The sequence below is a fragment of the Rickettsia tamurae genome, assembly GCF_000751075.1.
GTDB lineage: Bacteria > Pseudomonadota > Alphaproteobacteria > Rickettsiales > Rickettsiaceae > Rickettsia > Rickettsia tamurae.
This window is the reverse complement of sequence record NZ_CCMG01000014.1, coordinates 119,829-133,330: the sequence shown is the minus strand read 5'-3', so window position 1 is coordinate 133,330 and position 13,502 is coordinate 119,829. Positions and strand designations below refer to the sequence as shown.

Here is a 13,502-nt window from a genome sequence, read left to right as displayed (position 1 = left end):
GTTTTATCTTGATATTGCAGCAACTTTTGGCTTTGATGGGAGTTGCTGATAATTTTGTTGTTGAGGTTTTACTTGATTTAACTCACCTTTAATCCATTCATATATTGCTTTCTTAGGATTTTTAATTATCTCTGCAACATTTTCTACTAGATTTATTATTCCTTTAACTAACGATAATACATCTTTTGCTATTTCACCTATAGAATTATTACCTGCTTGTAGTTTTTCTTGGTCTTTATTGAACAAATTACTACGTATGTTATTCATTCTTGATTTAAGCTCATCTTGTTCTAGCTCTTCTTTTGTAAAATGTGACTTAAGTTTTCTATCAACAATTTTTTGTTCTTCCGGGGTTAAATTTTTATATTGATCAACAAGCTTATTAACTTTTTCTTGTTCTTCCGGTAGTTTTGAAATATTTTCAGCAACATTTGGCATTTGTTTCTCTTATAAAGTTAAAACATATTAATTTTGCACATTATATATATTTTTTAACTTTATACAAGAAAAACTTTAATAGAAATTAACCTTTGAACGCAGCCTTAATACCTAGAAAGTCTAAAAAATTTCGTAATTCTTGACGTGCAAGTACGTGTGAGCTATTAAATTCTCTATCATATTTTGCAGTTTTTAGATCAAGTAATGTTAGACCTTGCAAAAATAATTCCCTATATATTACACGTTCGCTAAATCCTTCTGCGAATTTAAAGTTAATTCTTTTAGCAAGTTTAGCTAATACATTTCCTACGCGTCTTTTATTTAATGCATCAAGATTACTTAAACGATTACGAAGTATTACCCAATCTATACTAATTCTATCACGACTAGCACGCTCCATTTTCTGCTCCCAAATCATTTGACTATATATTGATGGGCTAATAATTTCATCCTTGCTATCGACTTTTGCTATTACGTCTAAATCTAGAAAGCTATCATTAATCGGTGTAATAATTGTATCGGCGTAAGAATGAGCAACTCTTGATAAAGGAGTATGACTGCCTGGGGTATCAATCACTATATAATCGGTATCCTGATTATTTTTGAGTACCTGCTCAAAACTCTTTGCTTGCTCCTCTACTTCGCTTTCCGATATATGAAAATGTTTCGGTACTAATACAGTTTTATCAGGATTTTGTTTATTATATAAATCTCGATTTTTTAAATAATTCGTTAACGAACTTTGACGTGAATCGGTATCTATACTTACTACCGAATAATTTTGATAAAGTAGAGCGATTATTAGATGCATAGAACAGGTAGTTTTACCTGCTCCGCCTTTTTCATTACCTATAACAAATATATAAGGTTTATTTATTGTGTTCATAATTATATTCAGAATAAACAAATATTAGGTATACTACGAGTAATATGTAATATACGAAGATCAACTTCAAAAAGAGTAATCGGTTCACAAGACGAGGAGCGGAGCATATACTTAATACGTGAGTACCGCAAACGACGTAGCCAATTTTTGAAGTTCATCGAGTATATTCTTTGATAAATTTTTCAAGTAATCTAACACCATACCCAACTGCCCCTTTCGGACCAAGTGCTGAAGCTTTATTACTATTTGCAACGCCTGCTATATCTAAATGAGCCCAATCTACTCCATCTTTAATGAAACGTTTAATGAAATGTGCAGCCGTGCAGCTTCCAGCAGCTCCCGGTACGTTCCCGATATTTGCCATATCGGCTATGTCGGAGTTAATCATTGCATCGTACTCATCATGAAGCGGCATTCTCCAAAGTTTTTCATTAACTTCTTCCCCTACTTTTATTAACTTATCAGCTAACTCATCATTATTGGAAAAACAACCGGCATATGTATTACCAAGTGCTACGGTTATTGCTCCTGTTAGAGTTGCAATGTCAATCACGCATTTAGGCTTAAATTTTTCTTGTGCATACCAAACAGCATCAGCAAGTACTAAACGCCCTTCTGCATCGGTATTTAAAACTTCGGCAGTTTGCCCTGACATAGTAGTTACTACATCCCCTGGACGCTGTGCATTACCGGACGGCATATTTTCGACAAGCCCTACAACACCGACTATATTTACAGGTAATTTTTGACCGGCAACCGCAATCATGGCACCCACAACTGCTGCAGAACCTCCCATATCGTATCTCATTAAATGCATATTACTTGACGGTTTTAATGAAATACCGCCTGTATCAAAAATCACTCCTTTACCAACCAAAGCAATAGTCGGAGCATCTTTACTGCCGCCTTTATATTCCATAACTACTAACTTTGACTCGTTTTGTGAACCTTGCCCCACACCAAGCAATGCTCCCATACCAAGATTTTTCATCTCACGTTCACCGATAACATCAACATCTACTCCTAGCGGTTCAAGTATATCAACTATTCTTTCGGCATAGACTTGCGGAGTTTTAATATTTGACGGTTCATTACTTATATCTCTTGTAAAAAATACTGCCTCAGCAATTAATTTTTTGACTTCAAATAATTTTGCCGCTTCAGTACTATTATCGGTAAAAATTTCAATTGACTCTACTACGAACTTTTCTGCTTCTTTTAAGATAGTTCTATATTTATTAAATCTGTAAGAAGCAAGAAACGCACCACTAGCAACTAAAGATGCAAATGTTTGAGATGTAAACCTGCTAATTCTATTTGTAAGTTTTAAGCCGATAGTAGAAATTTTACAACCGGTTGCATGCTGTAAAATTTTGCCGCCTAACTCTTCAATTTTTGCTTCAGTTAATTTTTCTTCATTCCCAAGACCTGCTATTATCAAATATCTAACCTCGCCTGATTTAATGACAGACGGAATAACCTTGATCTGTCCATATTTACCGGTAAATTGCAGTTTATTCTGAATAGTTTTAGAAATTAATCCGTGATGTTGTTGATCAAGTCCTATTAAATTACTATCAAGCTTTAACCGCTCATCAATAAAAACTACTAGACCTTGATTAGTAGATGATTCTTCATTCACAAAGTTTATGTTAAGCATACTTATTCCTTATATTACTTTTGACTTTGGATAATTCTATTTATCTTGATAAAACTTTGCAAGTATTATAATTGATTTAAAATAAAATCTCATTAAATAGCATTTGACAAATGTTAACGTTTTTTATATTTTGTTGACGAATTAGTTAAATTTAAGTAATAATATGCCAGTACATCACTTCTCATTTAATTAAGCAGAAGTATACAATGATTAAAAATCATGTGAGTTAAACCAAGATATGGGTGAGATTTATAGTCTCACGCCTCATCCAATACTATATACTTGCCTTAACTATTTAAAGTTATTATCTCTACCTATATCTAGCATTTTATGTAACAAAGCTTTGTTTTACGGCTAATCCAGTATGGACATGGATCGAGGTTAATATTTTGTATAAGAAGATGGGTCAAGCAATAGCCAAAAAATATTACACGGCTTACCTGACGAAATAGAAACAGATCAAAATATACCTAAAATTGTCGAGTATGTATTTAAAAAATATGAAAAAATCCTACATTAACCTCTCTTACTGAACCTACATTTATACAAAAATTTTTAGCAAAGATCGGTAAATATATTCCTGCTTTTTCTAAAATAGTAAAGTTTTGGAATGAAGGAGGAATTAACTATCCTGATGAAATACAAACAAAACGAGAATTAATTGACGTCATTTATAAAAAAATTGTTTCTAAAGCTTATGAAGTAGGTAAAAAAGGAGGAAAACTTGAAATAACGGATGTGAAAGCACTTTTCTCAGAGATAAATTTTGAAGAAAAAATCAATGCTGAATCAGAAAATCTTGAAATAGAGAAAGTAGAAGTAAGTAATGAAGAGCCTGTAATTTGTAAATTATCTATTGATCAAAAACACGAAGAAGCTACGATTACTACTAATGCAAATAATGGTATTAACCCATTAGTAAATTTACTCATGTTAAAAGCTTTATATGATGGAATTCATCAAGAAGCACTAAAAACTTATGTTGAACATTGTTTAGCAGAAATTCAGATATCTAAAAATCAAGAAATGCTTGAAAACTTCCAATATGAAGATTCTTTAGCAAGATTACAATTATACGGTAATTATAATTATGATAACAATGATACGTATATCTTTGAACAACCAGTATCTTATTTAGGTCAAAACTACGAGCATTTAACAGCACCGATCGCTTGTTATTAAAGCATCATTCCTGCAAGCGGGAAGTAATAAGAAAAAACCTATAAAAACCAAGTTTTTTATAGGCTTTTTTTGTCAATATTAAGACTATTTTTTTTGGATTCCTGCTTTCGCAGGAATGACATCGGTATCCACAAACAATACCTTACAAAGATCAAGTTCTATCTAAGTATATTTATGCATTCTCTTCGTCAAGCTTTATAGCTGCTTTACGCATTTTATCCATAAAGTAACCGGTTCCGGCAGGTACTAATCGTCCAACTATCACGTTTTCTTTTAATCCTCGTAACTTATCTACTTTACCGGCAATAGCTGCTTCAGTTAAAACTCTAGTAGTCTCTTGGAATGATGCCGCAGAGATAAACGATCTAGTTTGCAGAGAAGCTTTAGTAATACCTTGTAATATTAATTGTGCTTCAGCAGGTTTTAAACCGTTTTTAATAGCTTTTTTATTTATCTCATCGAATTCATGTCTATCTATTTTTTCACCTGCTAATAACGTAGTTCCGCCTGAATCCGTAACCTCTACTTTTTGTAACATCTGACGGATAATAACTTCTATGTGCTTATCATCAATCTTTACACCTTGTAGACGATAAACGGCTTGAACCTCCTTAACAATATAATTTGCAAGAACCTCTACGCCCATTACTTTTAAAATATCTTGAAGTACTGGATTACCGTCAATCAATAAATCGCCTTTTTTAACAAAGTCACCTTCGTTAACTACAACATGCTTGCCTTTTGGTACCATATACTCAATAGACATTGTTTCATCAATCGGATGTATAATAATACGTCTCTTAGATTTATAGTCTTTACCGAATTCTACTCTACCGTCAACCTCGGCAATAACTGCGTGATCTTTAGGACGTCTTGCTTCTACAAGCTCGGCAACTCTCGGTAAACCACCGGTAATATCTTTAGTAGTGGTTGATTCTTTCGGTATACGTGCAATGATATCACCTACCGATATTTGTACTCCGTCTTCTACGCTTAAAACTGCTCCAACCGGCAAGTAATATCTAGCTTCTAAACCGTTTGATAAGGTTATAACTTCACCTTTAGCATCTAAAAGCTGTATACGCGGACGTAATTCTGCACCGCGTGAATATTGCTTTGATTCAATAATAACTTTACTCGGTATTCCGGTAGCTTCGTCAGTTACGTCACGAATAGAAATACCCTCAACCATATCTTTGAATAAAACTTTACCTGACTTCTCTGTGATAATCGGTATAGTATAAGGATCCCACTCCGCTAGTTTTTGCGTTTTAATAACCATATCACCGTCATCAACAAGTAATCTAGCACCGTATGGAATTTTATGACGAGCCTTTTCATTACCGTTATTATCAAGCAATAATAATTCACAATTTCGGCTCATAACAATTTTGCGTTCTTCGGAATTAATAACAACGTTACGGCTTATAATTTTCACTTTTGCGTCATAGGAAGCTTCTACGGAAGAAACCTCAGCACCTTTTGTTGCCGCTCCTCCGATATGGAAAGTTCTCATTGTAAGCTGCGTACCCGGTTCACCGATAGATTGAGCAGCAATAACCCCGATTGCTTCACCCTCCGATACTAATGTACCGGTAGCAAGGTCCCTACCGTAACATATGCTACATATACCGGTAGTACTTTCACAGGTTAATACGGATTTTATCATAATTCTGTCGAGTCCAGCCGACTCAATCTGCTCTAACTTCGCTTCATTAATAAGCTCACCTTTATTGAGAATTAGATCATTAGTTACCGGATGAAATATATCGATAGCAGCAGTACGACCTAAAATCTTTTCAGCTAAAGGTACTATAACTTCCCCGCCTTCAATAACACTCTTAACTTCAATTCCTTTATCAGTTCCACAATCTTTTTCAGTAATAATACAATCTTGTGCAACATCTACTAATTTTCTTGTTAAGTAACCTGAGCTTGCCGTTTTTAAAGCCGTATCTATTTGCCCTTTACGCATTCCGTTAGCAGAATTAAAACACTCAAATTCAGTTAATCCTTCCTTAAAGTTAGAGATAATAGGAGTTTGTATAATTTGACCGTTTGATTTGGTCATTAAACCTCGCATACCGCCTAACTGCTTAATTTGCTGGAAAGAACCTCTTGCTCCGGAAATAGCCATCATATATATAGCATTTATTTTCTGATGATTTGGATCATCATTAATCGGCGGCGTAGCAATCTCTTTCATCATGTCGTTTGCTACTCTATCGGTACATCTTGACCATGCATCAACTACTTTGTTATATTTCTCTCCGTAAGTAATTAAACCGTTTGAATATTGTTGTTCAAATTCTTTTATTTCAAACTGAGTTTCATTGATATGAGTACTCTTAGATTCCGGTACTACCATATCGTCCATTCCAAAAGAAATACCTGAAGAACAAGCATATTTAAAACCTAGTTTCATTAGCTGATCGGCAAAAATTACCGTAGCTTTTTGACCGCAGTGACGATAAACTAAATCTATAACTAATGATATGTCTTTTTTAGTTAGTTGTTTATTAATAAACTTGAATTCTATATTAGGATTAGAAGGCAATAACTCACCGACCATTAACCTACCGTAAGTAGTATCAATGATAACAGTGACCATTTTACCTTCGGCATTTAACTGATTTCTGCGATATTTTATCTTTGTATGAATAGTTATAAATTTATTATATAAAGCATGTTCCATCTCAGCTAAATCTGAGAACATCATCCCTTCACCTACTTCATTATCAAATGCAAGGGTTAGATAATATAAACCAAGCACTATATCTTTATCCGGTACAATAATAGGACGACCGTTTGCGGGGCTTAAGATATTATTTGTAGACATCATAAATACCCTAGCTTCAAGCTGTGCTTCAATCGATAATGGGATATGTACCGCCATCTGATCACCGTCAAAATCTGCATTGAACGCAGCACAAACAAGCGGATGAAGCTGGATCGCTTTACCTTCAATTAATAGCGGTTCAAATGCTTGAATACCAAGCCTATGTAACGTCGGAGCCCTATTAAGTAAAACCGGATGCTCTCTAATTACCTCTTCAAGCACGTCCCAAACTTCAGGTTTTTCAGCTTCCACCATTCTTTTAGCAGCTTTAATAGTTGTAGCGATGCCGTACAACTCAAGCTTAGAATAAATAAACGGCTTAAATAACTCCAGAGCCATTTTTTTAGGTAAACCGCACTGGTGAAGTTTAAGCTCAGGTCCTACCACGATAACCGAACGTCCTGAATAGTCAACCCTCTTACCGAGCAAGTTCTGACGGAAACGCCCCTGCTTACCTTTAAGCATATCACTTAATGACTTAAATGGACGCTTATTAGCATTTTTCGCTGCTCTACCGCGACGACCGTTATCAAATAACGCATCCACCGCTTCTTGTAACATTCTTTTTTCATTTCTGACTATTATATCAGGAGCTTTTGACTTTATTAATTTCTTTAAACGATTATTTCTATTAATTACTCTTCTATAAAGTTCATTTAAGTCCGAAGTAGCAAATCTTCCGCCGTCAAGCATAACAAGCGGTCTAATTTCAGGAGGAATAACCGGCAAAACATCCATAATCATCCATTCCGGCTTGTTTTCCGACTCTAAAAAATCCTCTACTAATTTTAAACGCTTTACTAATTTTTTCTTTTTGACTTCTGAGGAAGTGGTTTGTAATTCCTCGTATAATTCTTGCTTTAACTTTGAAAAATCAAGCTCTTTAAGCATTTGTTGTATTACTTCTGCACCTATAGAGGCAGTAAATGCATCTTCACCGTACTTATCTTTTGCTTTCTGTAATTCTTCCTCTGTTAAGAGTTCGCCTTTTTGTAAAATCGATAACCCTGGGTCAACTACTACATAATTTTCAAAATAAAGAATCTTCTCTACATCTCGCATTGTCATATCAAGAAGCGTACTAATTCTTGAAGGCAATGACTTTAAAAACCAAATATGAGCAACGGGAGCCGCAAGCTCTATATGTCCCATTCTTTCACGTCTTACTCTAGAAACCGTAACTTCAACGCCGCATTTTTCACATGTAATACCACGGTTTTTCATCCGCTTATATTTACCGCAGAGACATTCGTAATCTTTTACCGGACCAAAAATTCTTGCACAAAATAAACCGTCTTTCTCAGGTTTAAAAGTTCGATAGTTAATTGTTTCAGGCTTTGTTACTTCACCGAAAGACCACGAACGTACTTGATCGGGACTTGCTATATTAATCCTTATCTGATCAAATTGTTGAGTATTACTTAATTGTCCGTAAAAATTTACTACGCTCATAAATACTTTTCCTTAAAAATTACTCGTATACTTCTTTATTAAAGTTCTTATTGCATGGCTCATATTTTTCGTCATTGCCATACTCCTCTTAGTCACAGCGTTGTTGCATGGATCGTTTAATGTCATTCCCACGAAAGCGAGAATTCAGTAAAACCTATAAAAAACTTGTTTTTACAGGCTTATTTTTTAAATAAATAACTTCTATACCAATATTTGAAGTTATTTTTCTGGATCCCCGCTTTCGCGGGGATGACATCGAATAGGTTTTTTGATCCATGCAACAAAGCTAATACTATGCAAGACAATATAACTCGAGCAAATGAAGAGTAGGTATACGAAGGTCAATTTCAAAAAGAGCAAGGAGTCTGCAAGGCGAGGAGCGGAGCGTATACTTAATACGTTGCTACCTGCGAACTTGCTAGACGACGTAGCCAATTTTTGAAATTCACCGAGTATACACTTAACTCTAAGTTACTTCAAGCTTTACGTTAAGACATAAAGATCTAAATTCTTTTATCATAACATTAAATGATTCAGGAATGCCTGATTCAAAATTATTTTCACCACGTACTATAGAATCATAAGTTTTGATCCTACCGTTTACGTCATCCGACTTAACCGTTAACATTTCCTGTAACGTATAAGCTGCACCGTAAGCTTGTAATGCCCAACATTCCATTTCCCCGAAACGCTGTCCGCCGAAATGAGACTTACCTCCAAGCGGTTGCTGCGTTACTAAGCTATAAGGTCCTATAGAACGGGAGTGAATTTTATTATCGACTAAATGATGCAATTTCAGCAAATATTTCTGTCCGACGGTTACTAGACGGTCAAAATATTCACCGGTTCTACCGTCAATTAATTTCACTTGTCCTGAAGGATCTTGACCGGCAAGTTTTAGCATATCTTTAACGTCCTGAACTTTTGCTCCGTCAAATACAGGAGTTGCAAAATGTACGCCTTTACCTACTTTATTACAGAAAGAGATAATCTCTTCTTCCGATCTTTCAAGTATATAATTAATATTCTCTCCGTATAGCTCAAGTAAGAATTTCTTAATCTGCTCAATACCTATATGCTTATTTTTATATTCCTTGACTAATTCGGATATTTTTTTTGCTAAATTTATTGATGCCCACCCAAGATGCGTTTCTAAAATCTGTCCTATATTCATACGTGACGGAAGACCTAGAGGGTTAAGAACGATATCTATTACAGTTCCATTTTCTAAAAACGGCATATCTTCTTCAGGTACGATACGTGAAATAACACCTTTATTTCCGTGTCTTCCTGCCATCTTATCCCCGGGCTGTAATTTATGCTTAGTTGCAATAAATACTTTTACTACTTTTAAAGCTCCCTGAGGTAAATCATCACCGCTTTGCAATTTCTCTACTTTAGTAGCGAGTCTTTTATCGAGGGCATCTTTTTTCTCATCATAATGAGTCTTTATCTGCTTTATTTCACTCATTACATTTGCATCTTCCACGGTAAGCTGCCAAAATTGCCCTTTAGATAAACCTTTTAGCATTTCACTAGTAATTGTTTGTCCTGCTTTTACTTGCTTAGGACCGTTAATAATCACCTGCCCTACTAAAAGCTTTTCAAGCCAACTAAACACAAAATGCTCAATAATTTCTAATTCGTCGTCTCTGTCTTTTGCTAATTTTTCAATTTGTTGTTTTTCAATAGCAATAGCTCGCTGGTCTTTTTCTACACCTCTACGAGAAAATACCCTTACTTCTACTACAGTTCCGCTAACTCCGGAAGGTACATGCAGCGATGAATCTTTTACGTCAAAAGCTTTTTCCCCGAAAATAGCACGTAGTAGCTTCTCTTCAGGAGTAATAGGCGATTCACTTTTCGGTGTTACTTTTCCGACTAAAATATCACCGGCTTTTACTTCTGCACCTACATAAATTATTCCGACCTCATCAAGATGACGTAATGCTTCTTCACTTACATTCGGTATATCACGGGTAATTTCTTCAGGACCAAGGCGTGTATCTCTAGCTATTACTTCAAACTCTTCAATATGAATAGATGTAAATACATCCTCTTTTACTATACGTTCGGATATTAAAATTGAATCTTCAAAATTATAACCATTCCAAGGTAAGAAAGCCACAAGCACGTTTCTACCTAAAGCAATTTCACCGTTATCCGTACTAGGACCGTCAGCTATAATATCGTTTTTCTTAACGTAATGACCGACCTTAACTAAAGGCTTTTGATTTATACAAGTATTATGATTGGATTTTTGGAATTTTAATAAATTATAAATATCAACCGAAGGAGAACCGTCAACTTTTTGTTCTAGAGTTCTAATCACGATTCTATTTGAATCTACCTGCTCAACAATACCGTCATGTAATGCAAGCACTGACGCTCCGGAATCTTTAGCTACTACCTCTTCAACTCCGGTACCTACAAAAGGTGCATCCGTTTTAATTAAAGGAACGGCTTGTCTTTGCATGTTTGAACCCATCAAAGCACGGTTAGCATCATCGTTTTCTAAGAAAGGTATAAGAGAAGTCGCAACCGATACTACCTGCATAGGAGTCACATCAATGAAATCTACCTCATGCGGCTCTACCATTACAAAATTACCGCCTTCAACTCGGCAATTAATAAACTCTCCTTGCAGCTTTCCATCTTTATCAACTTTAGAATTTGCTTGTCCGATTTTGTATTTACCTTCTTCAATAGCAGAAAGATATACCACTTCATCGGTTACATGCCCATCTTTAACTCTTCTATACGGACTCTCTATAAAACCGTGTTTATTTATTCTAGCATAAGTAGCCATAGAGTTAATTAACCCGATATTCTGACCTTCAGGTGTTTCAATAGGACAAATACGACCGTAATGAGTCGGATGTACGTCACGCACCTCAAAACCTGCTCGATCTCGACTAAGACCTCCAGGTCCGAGTGCCGACAGCCTTCTTTTATGAGTTATTTCCGATAATGGATTTGTTTGATCCATAAATTGGGATAATTGGGAGGTACTAAAAAATTCTTTTACTACTGAAACTAAAATTTTAGAATTTACTAAATCATGAGGCATTACAGTATCAACATCACCTGCCGACATCCTTTCAATTACAGATTTTTCCATTCGGACTAAACCTATTCTAAATTGATTTTCTATCAATTCACCTACCGATCTAACCCTTCTATTACCTAAATGATCAATATCGTCTATGATACCTTTACCGTCTTTAAGCTCTACTAAAACTTTTACGATATTTTTAATATCATCAATTGTTAAAACCGTAACTTCTTCAGAAATATTCAGCTCTAACCTAGAATTCATTTTTATTCGCCCGACTTCTGAAAGATCATATCTTTCCGCATCAAAGAATAAATTATAAAACAGGCTTTCAGCCGCTTCGATATTAGCAGGTTCGCCCGGTCTTAAAACTCTGAAAATGTCACATAATGCTGCCTCGCGATCCTGATTTTTATCAGCAAATAAGGTGTTCCTTATATATGGACCGGATTGAGGATTGATTACTAATACGTTAACATTTTTAATTTTAAGATCATTAATAACATTTAACATATCAGCAGTAATCATTTCACCGATTTTTGCTAATACTTCATCGCTTGCAGGATCTCTTAAATCTTCGGATAGATATTTGCCGATTAAAGTTTCATGAGCTACTAAAATATTATTAAGCCCTTCCCCAAAATATTTTTTAGCCAAACGTGGGGTAATTTTTTGTCCTGCTTTCAGTAGAACATTTCCGGTATCTGCATCTACTAAATCACTTGTTAAACGATGAGCAGTAATATGCTGAGGTATAAATTTAACCGCCCAACCTTTATTTTTAACAAACTTATAAGTTACTGAATTATAATAAAATTTTATAATTTCTTCAGTACTCATACCTATAGCTCTAAGCAAAGTAGTAGCATAAAGCTTTCTTTTTCTATCAATCCTGAAATAAATAACATCCTTAGCGTCAAATTCTAAATCAAGCCAAGACCCTCTATATGGAATAACACGAGCAGAATATAAAAGCTTGCCGGAAGAGTGAACTTTTCCTTCATCATGATAAAAGAACACGCCAGGTGAGCGATGCATTTGTGATACAACTACTCTTTCCGTACCGTTGATAATAAAAGTACCGTTTTTAGTCATTAATGGGATATCACCCATATATACTTCTTGCTCTTTAATCCCTTTAATTTCTCTAGTACCGGTATCCTCATCTATATCCCAAATACTTAATCTTAAAGTAACTTTAAGAGGAGCAGCATAACTTAAACTTCTCTGACTACACTCTTCTACATCATATTTTGGAGTATCGAATTCATATTTTACAAATTCTAAATTAGCAATATTGGAGGAATCTGAAATAGGAAAAATTGAGTTTAATATAGATTGTAAACCTTTGTTTTTTCTTTCAGAATCTTTAATATTTAACTGTAGAAAGTTTTTTTCATATGAATTTTTTTGAATTTCAATCAAATTCGGTATATCTGCTACTAAATTTATGTGACCGAAATTTTTTCTTATTCTTCTATTATGTGACAAGGGTTGTGCTTCTATATTATCCCTTAATGAAACCATATAATCTCCTGACTGATAAAATTACTGCCCGTATTGAAGTGATTAGGTCCTATGCACTTTATAATAGAATAATCATAATTATAGCTCTTTTTAGCTATAAATTATAAGATTTCTTTGAAATAGTAACAACTATACTCCCAAAAATCTTATTAATTTTCACTAAAAATCAATTATAAATGTTCACAGAACCTAGAAAATTTCAATAATTTAAATTTCTAGACGTATGGTACGTTAACAAAATTATTTTAATTAATAAGATTTTAGCTTTATCCTATTTCAAAAAAATAACTTAAATTAGCTTTAAAATAATTTTTAAACAAAAAAGCCTTATTCAAATTTAATTACTAAAATAAGGCTTTTTAGATTTTAAGAATTTAATTTAAAGCTATAAAATATTTCATCTATAATGCAAAAAACATTAGGTCCTGTAAAGAAAAATTAATCTATATTTAGTTGTTTTTTA

6 protein-coding genes and 1 pseudogene are annotated in these 13,502 nt (G+C 34.3%); 1 reads left to right on the top strand and 6 read right to left on the bottom strand.

Annotated features, from left to right (window positions below):
• Nucleotides 1-3: 3 nt before the first annotated feature.
• The 3 genes from MB29_RS05250 to MB29_RS05240 form a co-directional block, all read right to left on the bottom strand.
• Complete coding sequence (locus MB29_RS05250) at nt 4-438, bottom strand: hypothetical protein (protein WP_032139344.1); 435 nt, start codon at nt 436-438, stop codon at nt 4-6.
• An 85-nt stretch (nt 439-523) separates the two neighbouring features.
• Nucleotides 524-1,324: a division plane positioning ATPase MipZ gene (locus MB29_RS05245; protein WP_032139343.1), complete on the bottom strand. Its 801-nt coding sequence runs from the start codon at nt 1,322-1,324 to the stop codon at nt 524-526.
• A gap of 154 nt (nt 1,325-1,478) precedes the next feature.
• The gene (locus MB29_RS05240; RefSeq protein WP_032139342.1) at nt 1,479-2,984 is read right to left on the bottom strand and encodes a leucyl aminopeptidase; all 1,506 of its coding nucleotides are present in this window, start codon (nt 2,982-2,984) and stop codon (nt 1,479-1,481) included.
• 206 nt (nt 2,985-3,190) lie between these two features.
• On the opposite strand from MB29_RS05240, the pseudogene MB29_RS08610 reads away from it, so the two are divergent.
• Nucleotides 3,191-4,166: pseudogene (locus MB29_RS08610) on the top strand (DNA-binding protein).
• 172 nt (nt 4,167-4,338) lie between these two features.
• Here the strand turns inward: MB29_RS08610 and rpoC are convergent.
• The 3 genes from rpoC to rpoB all read right to left on the bottom strand — a co-directional run bounded on the left by rpoC (nt 4,339) and on the right by rpoB (nt 13,039).
• Nucleotides 4,339-8,457 carry a DNA-directed RNA polymerase subunit beta' gene (gene rpoC / locus MB29_RS05230; protein WP_032139341.1) on the bottom strand — a complete coding sequence of 1,373 codons (4,119 nt, stop codon included), beginning with the start codon at nt 8,455-8,457 and terminating at the stop codon, nt 4,339-4,341.
• 154 nt (nt 8,458-8,611) lie between these two features.
• Nucleotides 8,612-8,734, bottom strand: coding sequence for a hypothetical protein (locus tag MB29_RS13490; protein ID WP_267881748.1), 123 nt, complete (start codon nt 8,732-8,734; stop codon nt 8,612-8,614).
• A 189-nt stretch (nt 8,735-8,923) separates the two neighbouring features.
• Nucleotides 8,924-13,039 (bottom strand): DNA-directed RNA polymerase subunit beta, encoded by a 4,116-nt coding sequence (rpoB, locus tag MB29_RS05225; RefSeq protein ID WP_032139340.1) that lies wholly within the window; start codon nt 13,037-13,039, stop codon nt 8,924-8,926.
• Nucleotides 13,040-13,502 lie beyond the last annotated feature (463 nt).